The sequence below is a fragment of the Bdellovibrionales bacterium genome, from assembly GCA_041662785.1.
Lineage (GTDB): Bacteria > Pseudomonadota > Alphaproteobacteria > UBA9219 > UBA9219 > UBA8914.
In genome coordinates this window covers 189,784-208,784 of record JBAZRW010000002.1, presented here as the reverse complement: position 1 = coordinate 208,784, position 19,001 = coordinate 189,784, and the positions used below count along the sequence as shown (strand labels likewise).

At 53.4% G+C, this 19,001-nt stretch carries 16 protein-coding genes; 13 read left to right on the top strand and 3 right to left on the bottom strand.

Translation table 11 applies throughout. From position 1 onward, the window contains the following. Positions 1-266: 266 nt before the first annotated feature. Genes WC612_03345 through WC612_03330 form a run of 4 tightly spaced genes read left to right on the top strand, consistent with a single transcriptional unit; the run spans position 267 to position 4,244 of the window. On the top strand, positions 267-1,385 hold the full coding sequence (locus WC612_03345) for a microcin C ABC transporter permease YejB (protein ID MFA6279814.1): 1,119 nt from the start codon (positions 267-269) through the stop codon (positions 1,383-1,385). Beyond that, positions 1,385-1,543: a hypothetical protein gene (locus tag WC612_03340; protein MFA6279813.1), complete on the top strand. Its 159-nt coding sequence runs from the start codon at positions 1,385-1,387 to the stop codon at positions 1,541-1,543. Before WC612_03345 ends, WC612_03340 begins: the two co-directional genes overlap by 1 nt. Further along, positions 1,540-2,583: an ABC transporter permease gene (locus tag WC612_03335; protein MFA6279812.1), complete on the top strand. Its 1,044-nt coding sequence runs from the start codon at positions 1,540-1,542 to the stop codon at positions 2,581-2,583. The genes WC612_03340 and WC612_03335 overlap by 4 nt, the downstream gene beginning before the upstream one ends. After that, entirely contained in the window at positions 2,580-4,244 is a 1,665-nt protein-coding gene (locus WC612_03330) for an ABC transporter ATP-binding protein (GenBank protein MFA6279811.1), read from the top strand. The genes WC612_03335 and WC612_03330 overlap by 4 nt, the downstream gene beginning before the upstream one ends. A gap of 14 nt (positions 4,245-4,258) precedes the next feature. Here WC612_03330 and WC612_03325 read toward each other — a convergent pair whose 3' ends face one another. Then, positions 4,259-4,732: a hypothetical protein gene (locus tag WC612_03325; GenBank protein MFA6279810.1), complete on the bottom strand. Its 474-nt coding sequence runs from the start codon at positions 4,730-4,732 to the stop codon at positions 4,259-4,261. 181 nt (positions 4,733-4,913) lie between these two features. Between WC612_03325 and dprA the strand changes: the two genes are divergently transcribed. From dprA to rnr, 6 genes are all read left to right on the top strand, one after another. Further along, entirely contained in the window at positions 4,914-6,026 is a 1,113-nt protein-coding gene (dprA, locus tag WC612_03320) for a DNA-processing protein DprA (GenBank protein MFA6279809.1), read from the top strand. Between the two features lie 20 nt (positions 6,027-6,046). Next, positions 6,047-8,836, top strand: coding sequence for a type I DNA topoisomerase (topA, locus tag WC612_03315; GenBank protein ID MFA6279808.1), 2,790 nt, complete (start codon positions 6,047-6,049; stop codon positions 8,834-8,836). Beyond that, positions 8,833-9,756, top strand: a complete 924-nt coding sequence (locus WC612_03310; protein ID MFA6279807.1) for a hypothetical protein — start codon at positions 8,833-8,835, stop codon at positions 9,754-9,756. The genes topA and WC612_03310 overlap by 4 nt, the downstream gene beginning before the upstream one ends. A gap of 290 nt (positions 9,757-10,046) precedes the next feature. Next, entirely contained in the window at positions 10,047-10,457 is a 411-nt protein-coding gene (locus WC612_03305) for an addiction module antidote protein (protein MFA6279806.1), read from the top strand. Next, positions 10,454-10,963, top strand: coding sequence for a GNAT family N-acetyltransferase (locus tag WC612_03300; GenBank protein MFA6279805.1), 510 nt, complete (start codon positions 10,454-10,456; stop codon positions 10,961-10,963). Before WC612_03305 ends, WC612_03300 begins: the two co-directional genes overlap by 4 nt. After that, on the top strand, positions 10,947-12,902 hold the full coding sequence (gene rnr, locus WC612_03295) for a ribonuclease R (GenBank protein ID MFA6279804.1): 1,956 nt from the start codon (positions 10,947-10,949) through the stop codon (positions 12,900-12,902). Before WC612_03300 ends, rnr begins: the two co-directional genes overlap by 17 nt. Before the next feature lie 162 nt (positions 12,903-13,064). On the opposite strand, the gene WC612_03290 is transcribed toward rnr, so the two are convergent. Further along, complete coding sequence (locus tag WC612_03290; protein MFA6279803.1) at positions 13,065-13,661, bottom strand: hypothetical protein; 597 nt, start codon at positions 13,659-13,661, stop codon at positions 13,065-13,067. Between the two features lie 246 nt (positions 13,662-13,907). Between WC612_03290 and WC612_03285 the strand changes: the two genes are divergently transcribed. Both WC612_03285 and WC612_03280 read left to right on the top strand, forming a co-directional pair. Continuing rightward, entirely contained in the window at positions 13,908-14,867 is a 960-nt protein-coding gene (locus WC612_03285; GenBank protein MFA6279802.1) for an energy-coupling factor ABC transporter permease, read from the top strand. 335 nt (positions 14,868-15,202) lie between these two features. Then, complete coding sequence (locus WC612_03280) at positions 15,203-16,894, top strand: bifunctional diguanylate cyclase/phosphodiesterase (protein MFA6279801.1); 1,692 nt, start codon at positions 15,203-15,205, stop codon at positions 16,892-16,894. 220 nt (positions 16,895-17,114) lie between these two features. On the opposite strand, the gene WC612_03275 is transcribed toward WC612_03280, so the two are convergent. Next, on the bottom strand, positions 17,115-17,540 hold the full coding sequence (locus WC612_03275; protein MFA6279800.1) for a hypothetical protein: 426 nt from the start codon (positions 17,538-17,540) through the stop codon (positions 17,115-17,117). Between the two features lie 592 nt (positions 17,541-18,132). On the opposite strand from WC612_03275, the gene WC612_03270 reads away from it, so the two are divergent. Further along, positions 18,133-18,951, top strand: coding sequence for a hypothetical protein (locus tag WC612_03270; protein MFA6279799.1), 819 nt, complete (start codon positions 18,133-18,135; stop codon positions 18,949-18,951). Positions 18,952-19,001: the final 50 nt, after the last annotated feature.

Below are 19,001 nucleotides of genomic sequence, written 5' to 3'. Positions count from 1 at the left end.
TTGGTTCGCTTGATAAAGCAGTAAAAAAACGGGATGCCCGTTTTCACGGGCATGACGGGATTTGTGTTTAACTTAATCCCCCTATCGTCATCCCCGCGAAAGCGGGGATCCCGTTTGTTCCACCCAAGAACCAACCCTTGATCTGTTATGAGTATACAAAGGAGGGCATATTCGCGAAAAATCAGGCGTTTGTCTATGGGGGAAAAGAGAAAAAACCTTGCCTTCAGCCTTTCCTTACGCGCCGCATACGGTTAATCTCCCGATTCATGGTCGCTTATATCCTTCGCCGCATCCTCCTGATGATCCCCACCTTGCTGGGGATTATGGTGCTGAACTTCGTGATTGTTCAGGCCGCCCCCGGTGGCCCTATTGAGCAAATCGTCGCCAAGCTGCAAGGCAATGCCGTGGAGGCGACCGCGCGGGTGTCGGGCGGAGGCAGTGATACGGCCAGCGCAGGGCAAAACATGCGCGAGAATAACGCCGCCACAAGCGCCGTGACCTCCCGCTACAAAGGGGCGCAAGGCGTTGACCCTGAATTGATCCTAGAGCTTGAAAAACAGTTTGGTTTCGACAAGCCTTTGCATGAGCGCTTTTTCAAGATGATCGGGAATTACGTGCGCTTTGATTTCGGCACGTCCTATTTCCGCGATGAAAAGGTTTTGGATCTGGTCATCGCCAAAATGCCCGTGTCGGTTTCACTGGGGCTGTGGTCAACCCTTATTATCTATCTGGTGTCCATTCCTTTGGGCATCCGCAAGGCTGTGAAGGACGGCTCACCGTTTGACATGTGGACTAGCGCCGCGATTATCGCAGGCTATGCCATCCCCAGTTTTTTGTTCGCCGTATTGCTCATTATCGTTTTTTCGGGTGGTCGCTATCTGGACTGGTTCCCCCTGCGCGGCCTTGTGTCCGACAACTGGCAAGATTTAAGCTGGCCTGCGCGGATCGGCGATTACTTCTGGCATATTGCCCTGCCCATCACGGCTCTTGTCGTTGGCGGCTTCGCGAGCCTAACCATGCTCACCAAAAACTCGTTTCTGGACGAGATTAACAAGCAGTACGTCCTGACCGCCCGCGCCAAAGGGCTCAGTGAAAACCGCGTGCTGTACGGCCATGTGTTTCGCAACGCGATGCTGATTGTCATCGCCGGATTCCCATCCACCTTTATCGGCATTCTTTTCACAGGTTCTCTGCTGATCGAGGTGATTTTTTCACTGGACGGCATGGGGCTTTTGGGCTTTGAGGCCGCGATCAACCGCGACTACCCCGTGATGTTTGGCACGCTGTACTTCTTCACGCTTCTGGGGCTTGTTTTGCAGCTGGTGGGGGATTTGATGTACGTCGCCGTCGATCCCCGCATCGATTTTGAAGCGAGGAAGACGTGATGGAATCGCTTTCAATCCAAAACACTTTCGTCATCCCGCTGAAAAGCGGGATCCAGCGCGCGGCGTCTGCCGCGCACAAGAGTCATACGCCGCGCAGACGCGCGGCACTGGATTCCGGCCTTCGCCAGAATGACACGAAGGGAAGGAGCCGCACTTGAAAACGTCCCTCTCTCCCCTCACGCAACGGCGGCTGGCGGGCTTTAAAGCCAACAAGCGCGGATACTACGCGTTCTGGCTTTTTCTGATCCTGTTTGTGCTGGCCATGGCCGCCGAGTTGATCGCGAACGACAAGCCGCTACTCCTGCATGTGAACGGCCAAACTTATGCGCCTATTTTTAAGGTCTATCCTGAAACCACCTTTGGCGGCGAGTTTGAGACAGAGGCGCGATACCGCGAGCCTTACCTGAAAAAGCTTATCGCTGAAAAGGGAGGCTGGATGATCTGGCCGCCGATCCCCTTTTCCTATAACACGATCAATTACAACCTGACCGTTCCCGCGCCCGCGCCGCCTTCGTCCGAAAACTGGCTGGGCACGGACGATCAAGGCCGCGACGTGCTGGCGCGAATGATCTATGGTTTTCGCATCTCGGTCTTGTTCGGCCTGACGCTTACGCTTTTCTCATCGATCATCGGCGTTTGCGCGGGCGCGGTGCAGGGCTATTTCGGCGGCCTCACCGACCTTTTGATGCAACGCGTGATGGAAGTATGGGGGGGGATGCCCGTTCTCTACCTGCTTATCATTATGGCCTCGCTCGTGCAGCCAAACTTCTGGTGGCTCCTCACGCTCATGCTTCTGTTTTCGTGGATGTCACTGGTTCATGTTGTCCGCGCCGAGTTTCTGCGCGCCCGCAACCTTGATTACGTTCGCGCCGCCAAGGCTCTGGGCGCGGGCGACACGCTCATCATGTTCAAGCATGTCTTGCCCAACGCGATGGTGGCGACGCTTACCTATCTGCCCTTTGTTCTCAACCATTCCATCACGACGCTAACGGCGCTGGACTTTCTTGGCTTTGGCCTGCCTCCGGGATCGCCTTCGCTGGGGGAGCTGCTCAACCAAGGCAAGAACAACCTGCAAGCGCCGTGGTTGGGCATCAGCGCTTTTACCATTCTGGCGCTTATGCTCACGCTGCTGATCTTTATCGGTGAGGCGGTGCGCGATGCGTTTGATGCGCGTAAAACGACGAGGGCTGACGCATGACGCTCCTTTCCGTTGAAAACCTGAATGTTACTTTTGGCAATGGCGCGTGCGCCGTCCAAGCGGTGCGCGGCGTGTCCTTCACGATCAACAAAGGAGAGACTCTGGCGCTGGTCGGCGAGTCCGGCTCTGGCAAGTCCGTCACCGCTTTGTCGATCCTTCGCCTACTCCCTGTAGAGCCGGTGGGAGAGATTGTGTTTGATGGGTTGTCAATCCTTTGTCCGTCATGCCCGCGAAAGCGGGCATCCCGTTTAGTTTCTGTTGAACAAGTAAAACGGGATCCCCGCTTACGCGGGGATGACGAAAAAATGAAAAGCGCCCCCCCCATCCAAACCATTCGTGGCAACCGGATCGCGATGATTTTTCAAGAGCCGATGACCTCGCTTAACCCGCTGCACACGATTGAAAAGCAAATTGGCGAGGTTCTCTTTGTCCATAAGGGCCTAAGCGAAACGGCAGCGCGGGCAAGAACGCTGGAGCTTTTGACTCTGGTAGGCTTACCCGATCCCGAAAAGCGCCTTGCCGCCTATCCGCATGAGCTATCGGGTGGGCAGCGACAGCGCGTGATGATCGCGATGGCGCTCGCGAATGATCCCGATTTGCTAATTGCGGATGAGCCGACAACCGCGCTGGACGTCACCATTCAGGCGCAGATTCTGGCTCTTCTAAAAGACATTCAACAGAAAATGGGCATGGCGCTGTTGATGATTACGCACGATCTGGGCATCGTGCGCCGCATTGCGGATCGCGTGAGTGTGATGCAGGCGGGTGAGATTGTAGAAAGCGGATCGTGTGACGCGATCTTTAACGCGCCCCAACATCCCTATACCCAAATGCTGCTGGCAGCGGAGCCAAAGGGCCATGCGACCAAGGCCACGCCTAATGCGCCACTGGTGCTAAAAGCCGATAACATCAAGGTGCATTTTCCGATCAAAACGGGCTTCTTGCGCCGCGTGACGGACACCATCCGCGCCGTGGACGGCATTAGCCTGTCTATCCGCGCGGGTGAGACCATTGGCATCGTGGGCGAATCCGGCTCTGGCAAGACGACGTTGGGGCTAGCCCTTTTGCGCCTCACGGACAGCCAAGGCACGATTACCTTTGACGGCCAAGCAATAGAAAAACTTTCACGAAGCGCCATGCGGCCTTTAAGGCAAGCCATACAAGTCGTGTTTCAAGACCCCTATGGCAGCCTGTCCCCACGCATGACAGTGGGCGATATTATCGCGGAGGGCCTCGACATTCATGGCCTTGCGGGCAGCAAAGCAGAACGCCAGCGCCGCATTGAGGAAGCCTTGGCCGATGTCGGCCTTGACCCTGCTTTGCAAACGCGTTTCCCGCATGAGTTTTCAGGTGGGCAGCGCCAACGCATCGCGATTGCCCGCGCCATGATCCTGCGCCCCAAGTTGGTCATTCTTGATGAGCCGACATCCGCACTGGATCGCTCGGTACAGGCGCAAATCATCGACCTTTTGCGCGATCTTCAAAAACGCTATGGCCTTGCATACCTGTTTATCAGCCACGATCTGCGCGTCGTGAAGGCCTTGTCCAACTATGTCATCGTGATGAAAGAAGGCCGCGTCGTGGAAGAAGGCGCAGCAGAAAGCCTGTTTCAAGCGCCGCAAGAAGAATACACAAAAGCACTTCTCAGCGCAGCCTTATAACCGTCTCACGGCCCTTATCGTGGCGCAGGCCTTTCAGATTTTCTATGCAACGCCAGAGAATACCTTTGCTGGCGGACAACCTCTTTAGGCTTAATTTCACAAAGCGAGACAAGGCTTGATTGATCATCTCGGCAGCAAGACCATATCTTATTATAGGCCCCTCTAAAGGCCGTCATATCGTTTGTTGTGTTTAGTATCTCCACAAGCCTATCTAATTGGTTTACGAACGCACTATTCTTAGCAAACCATTCTTTAAAATCCTTCCCAAGAGGAAATCTATTATCAACATTTTGGAGGCTTTGCGGATCAAGGTAGCGCTCTCTGACCGTACGAATTTTATATTGCGTGCGGTGATCTTTGACAACGTCGCCAAGCACGTCGTCATCAATATAAACATCGTTCAAATCAATCCCCATAAAACGAAGGCTTAGAAGCCCAGCGAGCCCCGCCACCTCATTAATATAGTCATAACGGATAAGGTCATGCATCGGGAGCCGCCTTCCAATACTTGGATAATCGATCTTAATAAGGTCGCAGTTTACTGCAGAACAAGTAATGAGACAAGGTGATACAAAAAACGCCTGAAAAACAGGAGGATAAAAAGGTTCTATGCTTGTTTTCATCAAACGGCTAATACTCTAAAGAAAAGCCATAGCAAGAAGAGGCCTTATGAAAAGAACGACCGTTTCCACTTCCGAACGCTTGGACTGGCTACGCCTTATCCGCACGGAAAATGTCGGCCCCATCACCTTTTATCAGCTGCTCACCCGTTATGGCTCAGCGCGGCAAGCGCTAGAGGCTCTTCCTGCCTTGGCACAAAAGGGAGGACGTGGGCGTCCCCTCACCCCTCCCCCGCTCAAAGACATCGAAACGGAAATCACCTTTATAGAAAAGAAGGGCGGGCATATCCTTTGCGCGTGTGAGTCGGACTATCCCGAAAGGCTGGCGTCGATTGAAGACGCGCCGCCCGTCTTAACGGTTTTTGGTGATCCGGCGATCCTTCACAAAAAACAGCTGGCCATCGTTGGCGCAAGGAACGCTTCCATCAATGGCCGCAAGATGGCCGAGCGTCTGGCCAGTGATCTGGCGGCACAGGGCTATGTCATCACGTCCGGCCTTGCGCGGGGGATCGACACAACCGCGCATAACAACGCCCTTGCGACGGGAACCATCGCCGTCGTGGCGGGCGGCGTCGATGTCGTCTATCCCGAAGAAAACCGCGTCCTTTATGAGCGCATCATCGCGCAAGGCTGCGTGGTATCCGAACAGCCCGCCCACTGTGAGCCTCGCGCTAACCTGTTCCCAAAGCGCAACCGGATCATCGCGGGCCTAAGCCTTGGGGTCATCGTGATCGAAGCCGCCAAGCAGTCCGGCTCGCTGATCACCGCCCGCATGGCCTTAGAACAAGGGCGCGAGGTGTTCGCCGTTCCGGGCTCGCCCCTTGATCCGCGCTCGGCAGGAACGAACGATTTGCTACGCCAAGGCGCGACCCTGACCGAAAGCGCGGCAGACGTTATAGAGTCCCTGAGCAGGCCTTTGCGACTATTCGCCGAGACGGAAGCCAACCCCTTTGAACACGCGGAAATGATCGTGGATGACCAAAAACTGGATCAAGTAAGGGAAAAAATCCTAGAGAATCTAAGCCCTTCACCAGTTTTAGTTGACGAACTCGTCCGGCAATGTCAATTGTCTCTGCCCTTGGTCCTTACCGTCCTGCTTGAATTGGAGCTGGCCGGAAGGCTGGATCGCCAGCCCGGACACCAAGTGGCCTTAATCGGATAACTGACAGCAAAGGGTAACTCGTGTCGCATAAAGTCGTTATCGTCGAATCGCCCGCTAAGGCGAAAACCATCAATAAATACCTAGGCAGTGACTATGTCGTTGTGGCCTCGTTCGGCCATATCCGCGACTTGCCGCCCAAGGATGGCTCGGTTCGCCCCGATGAAGATTTCGCCATGGATTGGGAGCTGGGCGATAGAGCCAGCCGACCCGTCGCCGAGATTGCCAAGCTCGCCAAAGGCGCAGACGCCATCTATCTCGCCTCGGATCCTGATCGCGAAGGGGAAGCGATTGCGTGGCATGTTCAAGAAATCCTGAAGGAAAAGAACCTGATCAAGGGCACGCCCGTCCACCGCATCACCTTTAATGAAATTACGAAACAGACGGTTTTGGACGCCATCGCCCATCCGCGCGAGATCGATCACAACCTTGTCGACGCGTACCGCGCGCGCCGCGCTTTGGACTATCTTGTAGGTTTTTCCCTCTCGCCCGTTTTGTGGCGCAAACTGCCCGGCTCAAAGTCCGCAGGACGCGTCCAATCGGTCGCGCTTCGCCTGATTTGCGAGCGCGAGTCCGAAATCGAAGCTTTCAAACCGCAAGAATTTTGGACACTTTTAGGGTCGTTTTTGACACAAAAAGGGGGTGTTTTAAGCGCGAATTTGACGCATTTGGACGGCAAAAAACTGGATAAATTTGCCATTTCCAACGAGGCCGAGGCCACCGCCACCCTCGCGATTTTAAGCAAGCTTTCCTACCATGTTGGCGCGGTCGAGAAAAAGCAATCCAAGCGCAACCCCTACCCGCCCTTTACGACCTCCACCTTGCAACAAGAGGCCAGCCGTAAGCTGGGCCTTGGCGCAACGCGCACGATGCGGATCGCCCAAGCCCTTTATGAGGGCGTTGATATCGGCGGCGAGACGGTGGGTTTGATCACCTATATGCGTACCGATGGCGTTTCAATCTCGACCGAGGCCGTGATGGCCGCCCGAGACGTGATCGCACAAGACTATGGCAAGGATTTTGTGGCCAGCTCTCCGCGTATGTACAAATCGACGGCCAAAAATGCGCAGGAAGCGCACGAGGCCATCCGCCCCACGGATTTAAAACGCCGCCCTCAGCAAGTCGCCAAGTATTTGGATGCCGATGGGCTTCGCCTCTATACGCTTATCTGGCAGCGCACGATGGCGTGCCAGATGGCCAGCGCCGTGTTGGATCAAGTCGCCGTCGATATTACAGATAACGGCAACAAAGCGACCTTCCGCGCCACAGGCTCTACCGTCGTTTTTGATGGCTGGTTTAAGGTGTATCAGGACAGCCGCGACGATGATGCCGCCGAACAAGATGACGACAACCGCCGCCTGCCGCCCGTCAATCAAAACGATCCGCTGGATAAGCAAGAGATCAAGCCAGAGCAGCATTTCACACAGCCCCCTCCCCGCTATGGCGAGGCGAGCCTTGTCAAAAGGCTTGAGGAACTGGGCATTGGCCGTCCTTCTACCTATGCCAGCATCATGCAGGTCTTGCAGGATCGTAGTTATGTGGTTCTGGATAAAAAGCGCTTTGTGCCAGAGGATCGGGGCCGCATCGTCACGGCCTTCCTAGAGAATTATTTCTCAACCTACGTCCAATACGACTTCACCGCTGATCTTGAGGAAAAGCTGGACGAAGTCGCGGACAACAAGCTGGCGTGGAAAAAAGTCATGCGTGGCTTCTGGACGGACTTTGCCAAGGCCGTCGACGGCACGAAAGACCTTAAAATCTCGGACGTGATCGATGCGCTGGATGAGGCTCTCGGCCCCCACTTCTTCCCCTTGCGCGAAGATGGCAGCGATCCACGCGTCTGCACCGTGTGCGGCTCTGGTCGCATGGGATTGAAGCTGGGTAAGTTCGGCGCGTTTATCGGCTGCTCTAACTATCCCGATTGCAAAAACACGCGGCCTCTGGCCGTCAGCGGAAGCGCGGGCGAAGACGCCGCGCAGAACATGCCTCCGCGTGAGCTTGGCCTTGATCCGAAGACTAAGATGCCCATCAGCGCCCGCATGGGGCCTTATGGCGCTTATGTCCAGCTGGATTTGCCAGAGGCCACCGCCCCCGCCGATGCGCCCGAAGAAAAACCTGCCAAAGGCAAAAAGCCCGCGAAAAAGAAGAAAGAAGTGAAGGCAAAGCCCAAGCGCGTTTCTCTGCCCAAGGGCGTCGATCCCAATTTGATCACGCTGGACACGGCCTTGCAGTTGTTGGCCTTGCCGCGCGAAGTCGGGGCTCATCCTGAAACGGGCGAGATCATCACGGCGGGCCTTGGCCGCTATGGCGCTTATATCAAGGTAGGGCCGCGTTACAAAAGCCTTCCCGACGACGATGATGTTTTGTCGATTGGCCTAAATCGTGCCGTTGTCTTGCTGGCCGAGCCGGATAAAGGCAGGCGCGGCGGCAGCACATCGTCTGCCAAATTGCTGGGCGAGCATCCAAGTGATCAAAAACACGTGACGCTGAACGCCGGACGCTTTGGCCCCTATGTCAAGTGGGCCAAGGTGATGGCAACGGTCACCAAAGCCTATGACCCCGAAGCGCTGACGCTGGAGCAAGCCTTGGAAATCATTGAGGCCAAAATCGCCAAGGGCGGCACTGGCGGCAAAGCCAAAACAACAAAAGCGAAGGCAGCGCCAAAGGCCAAGGCCGCCACCAAGGACAAGGGCAAACCCAAGCCTAAGGTCAAGAAGGCGGCAACAGCCAAACCCGCCGCCAAGGCCAAAGCTGCGCCAAAAGCCAAACCCGCCGCCAAAAAGAAACCGACGGAGAAGAAGAGAATCTCATGATTTTCTCGGAAATCTTGAAGAAAATTGTAAGAGAGAACCCGCAAGGTATCACACCCCAGCAAATGAGGGATGCTATCAAGGCGCATTATCCTGATTTTTACGACACGGAATCTCATCGCCGCAGTGTTCAAAAGGGACATTGCAAAAATTTGGATCACGCTCTTTTAGCTCAGATATACGCTATGAGTCGTTCGGCGCGATGGCTTTTGGTTGACAAAACAAAAAAACCAATGCTTTTCAGGTGGAACAGCGAAGGCATCCTTCAATCGCCCCTGCAGGCAAATAAAATCAAAGAACCAAATGTTTCGAACACCCCTTCCTTTCGCAAAAAAGAGTGCCTTAAAAAGATTCCTGCGCCAAACCCGTCTATGGTGGAATCGTACCTCGATCAATTTAAAAAATTGGAAAACTATCAGTTTCAGGAAAAATCGTTAGACCTTCTTTTCAAACAGTTTTGTCCTAAGAACACTGCAATAGAACATATCCTCCTCAAAGTTTGCGCTCTTAATGACTTTTACAGCACGCATATTCTTAATGTTTATGCCGTGGCAAAACACATTCATCTTCAAAACGTGGATGAACGGTTGGAATCCCAAGAGTATGGTTTGGTCAACGATATCGCAAAAGTTTTCGTGAATGGTCGAACCATCAATTTTTATTCATTTGCATCAAAATACTGCAGCCACCATAAACCAACAACCTATCCAATTTATGACTCTTTCGTCGAGAAAGTGCTTTGCGCTTATGAAAAACAAGATGGTTTCGCAGGCTTTCGTCGGGAGGATTTCAAAGACTATGGACGATTTGTTGAAATTGTAAAAAAATTCAGAACATTCTATAATCTCAACGCATTTTCTATGAAAGAAATTGATCTTTTCTTATGGCTCGCAGGAAAAGAGTGGTTTCCTAAAAAATACTAGGATACGGCACGCAAAACAGCGCGAATGTTTGTAAATAGGCAAAACAAATGGGATGCCAGCCTTGCCCTTTCGCCCGCCGCAAGGGCGGCGGGACGAGGGCGCTGGCATGACGAGATTAGTTTTTGTTATTAAGCCCCTATCGTCATCCCCGCGGGGCCTGCCCCAGCGAAGGCGGGGGGCGGGGATCCCATTTGGTTTTCTTCTTTATGATCATTTTATGAGGCGTAGGCTATATGGTTTAGACAAGAAGTCTATTGCCTATCACCTCTAATACAGAATAAAATGACGGCATGACGCTAAAACTTACTCCTTACGACACAGCCGACTTCTTGGAAAACGAAGAAATGATTCAGTCTTTTCTTGAAGACGCGCTTTCTAATAATGACCCCGCCTATCTTGCTCATGCTCTTGGCGTTGTTGCCCGTGCGCGCGGCATGACAAAAGTCGCCAAGGACGCCAATCTGTCACGCGAGAGCCTTTATAAGGCGCTTAGCCCCGATGGCAATCCAGCGCTGAACACAATTTTGCGCGTTTTGACTGCGCTTGGCATGCGCCTAAGCGTTGCGCCCCTCAAACAAAAATCAGCTGTAGACAAAAGAAAAAGGGGCTTGCGCACAGCGGCGACCACAAGAACGATGTGTGCAAAGACCACGCCGCCTGCCAAACCCCGCCGCACGACATCAACAAGGGCAAAAGCGTGACTCTCTCCATCCGCTCCTTTCGCAAGGCCGATAGCGCGGACGTGGCACGGATGATGAAGAGGCTGGCGGCGTTTCATGGTGACAAATCAAAGGCCTCGGCCAGCTTTATCGCCCAGCACGCTTTAGGGCCGCGCAAAAGCTTTCATATCCTTGTGGCCGTCCTAAAAGGCAGCCTTGTTGGCTTTTGTGCAATGGTTTATGCTGTTGATATGGTTTCTGCCATCAAAAAGACACGGGTTGAATATATGTTCGTCGATGAGGCCTTTCGCCAGCAAGGGATCGCGACAGCGCTTATTCAAGAATCCATGAGGATTGCGTTGAAAGACGGCGTTCGCTCCTTTTCGATTACAGCCGATCCCCATAACAAACTATCGAATAAAGCTTATGGCCAGACGGGCCTTACCCAAACCAAAAAAACACATATGCGCTATGGAGCCGATGTTCAATTCATGAAACAGTTCACAGCGCAAACACACCAAAGGAAAAAAGTTGCAAGTAAAGCATAAGGTAAAATCCACGCGCAAGACGCGTGCTGATTTCAGAAACGGAAAAAAGCCGAAGCGTAGCTTTGGTCAAATATCAGAAAAACCAGACGAAAAAACAGTAGACACTAAATCCAAACCCGCCCGCCCCGCGCCCGCCGCCGTTGTTGGCGTGGTTGTCAAAACAAAGCTTGGCTGGGCGCTAGAGCTTACGGATCGCAAAGATAAAACGACCTATACCCTACGCAATCCCGATAAAGCCAAGACTCTGGCGGGGCAACTGGTCGCCGCCAAGATCATCCACAGCACGAAGAACGGCAAAGAAGAGCTTGAGATTACGGAGGTTCTTGGCAACCCCGATGATCCCAAAGTCGTAAGCCTGATCGCCATTGAGGCGAACGGCATTCCCACCACTTTTCCCCCAGAAGCGTTGGATGAAGCGAACGCCGCCAAGCCTGTGACTCTGGAGGGGCGCACCGACCTTCGCGCCATTCCTCTTGTCACCATCGACGGCGAGGACGCGAAAGATTTTGACGATGCCGTGTTTGCTGAGCCTCATGGCGCAGGCGGCTGGCATCTGATCGTCGCTATCGCCGATGTCGCGCATTATGTGAAGCCTGAAAGCGCGCTTGACCGCGAGGCCTACCGGCGCGGCAACTCCACCTATTTTCCCGACCGCGTCGTGCCGATGCTGCCGGAGGCCTTGTCGAATGAGCTTTGCTCGCTTAAGCCCAACGTGAACCGTGCCTGTCTGGCCGCCCATCTTTGGCTGGACAAAAAGGGTGAGCTGGTCAAGTGGAAGTTTGAGCGTGGCGTGATGAAATCGCATGCGCGATTGACGTATGAGCAAGCGCAAAAAGCGAAGGATGGCCACACGGACGCGACGACGAAGCCTCTTTTGGACAGCGTGATCAAGCCGCTTTACGGCGCTTATGAATGCCTGATCGCGGCACGGCTTGTGCGCGGCACGCTAGAGCTGGACTTGCCAGAACGCAAAGTCGTGATCGGCGAGGATGGCCGCGTGAAGGCGATAGCCCTGCGTGAGCGCCTTGATAGCCACAAGCTGATCGAAGAGTTCATGATCTGCGCCAACGTCGCCGCCGCCGCACAACTGGAAGGCAAAGGCGGCCTATGCCTTTATCGCGTGCATGATAAGCCAACGGAAATTAAGCTAGACGCGCTCCGCGATTTTCTGGATACGCTGGGGATCAAGCTGGTTCCGTTTAAACAGCTTCACCCGCGCATGCTGACCCACATTTTGGAAAACGCGGCGGGTGGTGATCACGCGCAGGTCATCAACGAAGTCATGCTGCGCTCACAATCCCAAGCAGCCTATAGCCACGCGAATATCGGTCATTTCGGGCTTGCTTTAGCGAAGTACGCGCACTTCACCTCGCCCATTCGTCGGTATGCTGATCTGGTCGTGCATCGTGGTTTGATCCGTACCCTTAATCTGGGCGATGATGGACTGACCGACGTGGCCATCAAAAAGCTGGAGGACACGGCGGCGCATATTTCGGGAACCGAAAGACGCTCGGCCATGGCAGAGCGCGACGTGGTGGATCGCTTCACGACAATGTTTATGGCGGATAAAGTCGGTGCGACTTTCCCCGCGCGGATTAGCGGCGTGGCGCGGTTTGGCTTGTTTGCGCGGCTGAATGAAACAGGCGCGGACGGCATTATTCCGTTTAATGCCCTGCCCCGTGATTTCTATGAGTACAACGAAAAGAACCAGTCCATGGTTGGCCAACGTCATGGCCGCGTGTATCAGTTGGGCAGCGCCGTCACCGTCAAGCTCGACAAAGCCGATCCTCTGACGGGCAGCATGAGCTTTTCGATCATCGATCCGGACAAAGAGAAAGCCAAAGAAAAACCAAGGCAGAAACCTAAAGCAAGCCCCAAAGAGAAAGGCGCAGGTAAAAGCAAAACCTCCGCCACCCCCACCAGACGCCGCCGGAAGTAAGCATCCCCCTCTATCCGTCATCGCGAGGCCTGATCGCGAAGGCGATCAAGGCCGAAGCGTAGCGAAGGCTGCCGCCGACGTTGCGATCTAGCTGGTCGCTCGCAATGACGCGAGGGGCGAAGGCGCTATAACGGACATCACGCCACCTTTACGGGCATCACCCTAGCCTGCAGTGGGCTTATCTTCACACAGGCTGTAGCGCGCTTTTACAGCTTCTTCCCTAAGAGGCGTGCCGTGCGGAGTATTCCAACGAACTTCATCCACCATACGACTGACAAGCGTTGCGCCAAACTTGGGGATGGCTAGGCCGATGCTCTTTGCCCATAGTGTGCTAACCTTTTTGTCAAGTGGGTTGCACGCTTGACAGTATATTTCATGGGCATCCACAAACGCCCCCCGATCCCCCTTTTCAATCGCCTCATTCATCGCCTCCTTGGCAAGCTCAAAACGCAAACTGTTTAGCGTAGCTCCAAGAAAGAGATTGTCCCAAAAACGCCAGTAAACTGCATCCGCCATCTTGCAGGCAAAGTGCGTTCCAAGATTCTCGCGGCAAAAGGGAATAATATCCCTTAAAACCAAATCAGCCGCCTTCGGATCGTCTGGGTTTATCTTGCCCAAAAGGCTGAAGAAATTCTCTCTGGCTTTTTCTTGATCTTTATTTTTTGCCGCAAGGCGCACAGATTTAGCCGCTATGCGAATTGGATCGTTTGCGCCCGAAATCTCACGCCATGCACTCTGAAAGAATGTTTTTAAACTCATAATCTTCTCCTAAATTTCGTTAAAACACTATGCTTACATACTTTTGCAGGGCTAATACTTCCTATGCCGCTTCACTTGCGATAGCACAAATAGCTCCGTGCTTTCCATACCTTTTTACTTTAACAGCGTTTTGCGCACACACACCCCTTCAATTTTGGCCTTGTGGGGTTCGCCTTTTTTCATTAACCATAAAGAGGTTGCTTCCTGCCCTGATTCCCCCCCCTTTTTTTCAGGAGATCCTCCGCCATGCATATCCCCGATGGATTCGTCAGCCTTCCCGTCAATGCCGCCACGATGGTGGCGACAGCCGCAACGCTGGCTGTGGCTTTCTGGCGCACGCGCTCTCCTAAAAACAACGATGGTTCATCGATGACTCTGGCCGCCATGATGGCCTCGTTCGTCTTTGCGGCGCAAATGCTCAACTTCCCCATCGGCGGCGGCACAAGCGGCCACTTCCTTGGCGGCGTGGCTATCGCGGCTCTTCTGGGGCCATGGAGCGCTTGCCTTATGATGGCGCTTGTCCTGACGACGCAGGCTTTCTTTTTTGCCGATGGCGGCGTCACCGCGCTGGGCAGCAACATCATGAACATGGGGATCATTGGTGGTGCGATGGTGTATCCACTTATGCGTACCCTGCGCCGCTTTATGCCCAAGGGTCTTTCTGGCTATTACCTGTCGGCGGGAGCCGCCAGCTGGATCGGAATCGTCCTTGCCTCTGCCGCTTGCGCGATTGAGCTGGCCTTGTCGGGCACGACACTTCTATCCGTTTCCTTCCCCGCTATGGTTGAAACGCACGCCATCATCGGCGTTGGCGAGGCCGCAATCACCGTCGCAGCTCTGGCGACAGTGGCCGCTGTGCGCCCAAGCGTCCTGCCCGCATGGGCACTCCTTGGCAACACCAAAGCGGCAGAAAAAATATCCATGCGTAAGCTGGTTGCAGGCGGCCTTGCCGTCGCGCTTGCGCTGGCGGTGCTGGTTAGCCCCTTTGCCTCTGGCAGCCCCGACGGCCTAGAGAAAATCGCAACAGATCAAGGCTTCCTCTCTATGGCCAGCGCGACCACGTGGGCCTATAGCCTGTTTCCCGATTATCAGGTGAGCGCGATAACCGCCGAAGGACTCTCGACTGGGCTTGCGGGCTTTATCGGCACGCTTTTGGTCTTCGCCTTTGGCCTTGGCCTCTCGCGTCTGACGGTTCGCTCGGCATAAAACAGGAACCGTTTTCCCCGCACCTGATCAAAAAACCGAAATCGTTGCTTATCAACGACTTAGTCAAATAACATCGATTTTCAGCCCCAAGAGCGTGGGAATGTACCGCTTTTTTGTTTTTGCTCAAAGTTAATGCCGTAACTTATTGAAATATAACAATACTGACTCGAATTTGGGCACATGATAACCCATTGATAATAAACGATTTTAGAAACTTCGCCCGATTTTGAAGTTTGAAATGGCAATTTTATCTAATTTTAAGACTGCCCCTGTATTTTAGGGAAGGCCTCCCCTTCCCTTTCACCATTTGACAGTTTGTTTTTATCATGAATGAAGTGACCTCTATTACCTCTTTGACCGACATTCTTTCCGCCTCTGGCCACATCGCCTATCAGTGGGATCTGAAAGCCGACCGCATCGTCTGGTGCGGCCCGTGGCAGCAATTGTTTGGCCATGATCGCGAGCAGCCGCCCATCAATGCACTAGAGCTTTCGACCATCGTTTTGCCCAACGATCACCATTTGATTTTCAATGACACCACACCAACCTTTAATCGCGAATATCGCCTACGCGCTGCGGATAACTCTTTTATCTGGGTTCAAGAACACGGCACGACCGACTTCGAAAAGGGTCGCGCCATTCGCCAGCAAGGCATGCTACGCATCATCGAGGATGCGGAAAAGCAAAGCCCCTATGCGGTAACGAGTCCCGACCGCGATCCGCTGACGGGGCGCCCCAACCGCGCCTGCATGCTTTCGCTGATCGAAAAGATTCTGAAAATATCGCGCGAGAACCGCCATCAAAGCGCCTATCTTGTGGTCGGCATCGATAAGCTCGCCTTTGTCAATGAGGCGATGGGAACCAAGGCCGCCGATCACTTGATTTGCGCTGTTGCGGATCGCTTGAATGAGCTGTGCCCCACACGCGCCATCGTCGGGCGCGTGGCGGGCGATATGTTCGGCGTCCTGCTGCCCAATATGGCGCACGATATGGAATCGCTGGTGACGCGGATATTGGCTAATTTCCATGACCACGCCCTTTCGGCGGGCGGCACATGCCTGCATCTGTCCGTTTGTGTCGGCACGATCCCCTTTGAGGGCACGCAAAGCGATGCGACCGAGATGATGATTCACGCCGAACAAGCTCTGTCCGAAGCGCGTGAAAAAGGACGCGGGCAAAACGTCACCTATAGCGAGTCCGCGCGCCGCGCCGAACAAAACCGCATCGTTCTTGATATTTGCGAACGGGTCAAACAGTCCTTAAAAAACGACACCGTCAAGCTGGCCTTTCAACCCGTTGTGGATGCGAAAACGGGCGAGATTCTATTCTATGAAGTCCTGTCACGCCTTTTCTATGACGATGGCACGGCCATTCCGGCGGGCGAGTTTATTCCTATCGTTGAGCAAATGGGCATGGCGCCAGAGTTTGATGAGCATGTTCTGGATCTGTCTTTGCGTGAGCTTGCGGCGTGCGATACGTTGCACCTTGCCGTCAATATCTCTGGCCTGACCGCCGCCCTGCCCCATTGGCCCGATCACATCAAAAACAAGCTGTCGGCCCATCCCGATCTGGCACGTCGCCTGATCATCGAGATTACGGAAACCGCGGCCGTGATGGACATCGCCAAGATGAAAAACCTTGTTGAGGCTCTGCGTAGTCTGGGCAGTGAGGTGTCGTTGGACGATTTCGGCGCTGGCTCAACCTCCATCCGCCATCTGCGCGATCTTGATTTTGCGATCATGAAAATCGACCGCGATCTCATCATCGACCTTACGACAAACGGCGAACAGCAGCATCTTGTGCGTATGCTGATCGCCATGGCTCACGGCCTTGGCCTACGCTCGGTTGCCGAGGGCATCGAGGACGAAGAAGTCGCGCAATGGCTGCGTGATGAGAACGTCGATATGCTGCAAGGCTATCATCTGGGCAGGCCCTCGTTCGAAAAGCCTTGGCTCAGCGCTCTTGATCAACGCAAGGCCACGTCATCGCGGCCTCTGCCGGACGAGCAAACAAGCGTTCTTTCGTAAAGCCTTCTGCCGTCACTGCGAGGAGCCTTGTAAAGGCGACGCGGCAGTCCATCTCCTGAATTGGCCAACAAAGTCAATGGTGGGAAATATAGGAGATGGATCCCCCTACGCTGCTTCGCAGCTTCGGCGCGACAGGTCGCCACGCTCCTTGCGTCGCTCGCGATGACGACAGGACACTACAATGATTATCCGGTTTAACTATACAAAGCGGGGGGGACGCCTATCCTTGCTTCAAGGCAGGAGCGTTTCTTGCTTTCCACATGGCGGTTGTTTTTCGACAAAGGGAAAAACCAATTTTTGAATACTCATACCCGCCGCATCCCATAAGAACCGTAATGGCAGCTCCAACTAGCACGTCTTTTGCTGGCGCAGCGTCCATAAGACCCTGCACGGCATAAGCGCCAGAACTTACCGCCCCCAAAAAACCGGCCGCCCCCATGAAAAGAACCACGCCGCCGAACGCATAAGACATGATTGTGCCTCCGACAGTTGGTTTCGTGCATTGCGTGGCACGCCTCCATTCCGCAATTATTTCCTTTTTAGGTTTAGAGCCATTTTGCAAAGCAAGTTTCAATCCCGCAATTACTTCCTCTCTAGATTTCGAGCCCTCAAGACTCCCCTTATCGGCATCCGTTGTACCGGCCATATTTCTGCGCTCCTATAATCAGGGTTAGATAATTCTCAAAAGGTTTATACCAGCTTTTGCCTCAACCCTTAAAAGTTTCATGAAATAAAGGCTCCTTGCAAAAATTAACCATTTGGCAGAGTGAAAGTAATTTAATCGTAACTAAAAAGTGGTATAACAACTCTTACAACTAACATCATATTTTTTGCGGAGAATGTGAATGCTTACCGCGTTTAAAGTTTTTTGGGTGAAGAATTTTCGGCATGTAGATTACAACAGCCCAATCCCACTGTTAAAGCCCCTATCTTCTGATTGGAGGGACACCCCTATTAACGATCAAGGCGCAGCGTTTAATGAGCCTTTAGTGCCGCTCGGCCTTTTCACAGAAGAATACCGCGAAACATATTGTCCCGAAATCTTTACAGACGGAATCTATTACGGCGAACGTGAAACATCACCTTATTCATATAGTGGTGGGGGAAACGAACCCGCGCCCGCAGTGAAGCTGGGCGGCGCTTTAATCACAAGCTTTGTGAGGGAGGGCGTCGCCAAACGGCTCGCTAAAGCCAGCAAACTACTGCCTGATGGCTGCGCGTTCTTACTTTTGGACACGTTGCGTACAGAAGAGGTGCAGCAATCATTATTCGAATACTTCAAAAATAAATTGATGGACGCTCCACATAATTACAGCGAAGAAAAGGCCATAACCGAAACTCAACATTACGTTTCACAACCCTCTCGCGCCAACGCACCCCATATGACAGGCGGCGCGGTCGATTTGACCATTGTCACGTTTTTGCCCGACGAACCTGAAGCATGGGAAAGGATGAAGGCTCTTACAAAGCAACTGAAAGTCATAGCAGCCGATCCATCACGCTGGCAGGAAATCTATAATATCGAAATGCAGCGACATCAGCTTTTGCGTGAAAAGAGCAAGATGCTGAACATGGGGGTCGCCTTCGATGAAGTCGCCGATGATGAAGACGGCAATCACAAAACCTCACTTCGTTATTTTGAAGAGAAACTTGAAAAAGAAGGCAAGCTTTCCACTGAAGATAGGGAAGCCCTCCAAAACCGCCGCCTGCTTTACAACATAATGAGTTCTGTCGGTTTTACCTTTTTCCCCGATGAACCGTGGCACGCGGATTATGGAAACAAATTCTGGGCCGACCAGTCCGGCAGTAAATCCGCCTTGTATGGATATGCAGCACCTTCGCAGGAGAACATGGCACATGAAAAAATACGCAGGATTCACCATGCGCGAAGCGTTTGGTTGAACTCTCTAGCCACAGCACCTGCGGATATGGGTAAGATGCCAAGCCCGCTTATGTCCTTTGTCCATGCCGCCGCGCGGCTTTATGGTTCTTTAAGACACCCAGGTCGGCACGAAATTGCGCATCGCATCAATCCTGACGGCCTGTCTCCTTCGTAATATACATAAAAAAAGGCGGGGATGAACCCCGCCTTTTTTAACTCTTGAAG

Excerpts from the sequence above, each read along its gene's own strand:
- WC612_03330 (MFA6279811.1), top strand. The coding sequence starts at position 2,580 with ATGACGCTCCTTTCCGTTGAAAACCTGAATGTTACTTTTGGCAATGGC.
- WC612_03310 (MFA6279807.1), top strand. The coding sequence starts at position 8,833 with ATGATTTTCTCGGAAATCTTGAAGAAAATTGTAAGAGAGAACCCGCAA.
- WC612_03305 (MFA6279806.1), top strand. The coding sequence starts at position 10,047 with ATGACGCTAAAACTTACTCCTTACGACACAGCCGACTTCTTGGAAAAC.
- dprA (MFA6279809.1), top strand. The coding sequence starts at position 4,914 with ATGAAAAGAACGACCGTTTCCACTTCCGAACGCTTGGACTGGCTACGC.
- WC612_03275 (MFA6279800.1), bottom strand. The coding sequence starts at position 17,540 with ATGGCCGGTACAACGGATGCCGATAAGGGGAGTCTTGAGGGCTCGAAA.
- WC612_03285 (MFA6279802.1), top strand. The coding sequence starts at position 13,908 with ATGCATATCCCCGATGGATTCGTCAGCCTTCCCGTCAATGCCGCCACG.
- WC612_03340 (MFA6279813.1), top strand. The coding sequence starts at position 1,385 with ATGGAATCGCTTTCAATCCAAAACACTTTCGTCATCCCGCTGAAAAGC.
- WC612_03290 (MFA6279803.1), bottom strand. The coding sequence starts at position 13,661 with ATGAGTTTAAAAACATTCTTTCAGAGTGCATGGCGTGAGATTTCGGGC.
- WC612_03345 (MFA6279814.1), top strand. The coding sequence starts at position 267 with ATGGTCGCTTATATCCTTCGCCGCATCCTCCTGATGATCCCCACCTTG.
- WC612_03325 (MFA6279810.1), bottom strand. The coding sequence starts at position 4,732 with ATGCATGACCTTATCCGTTATGACTATATTAATGAGGTGGCGGGGCTC.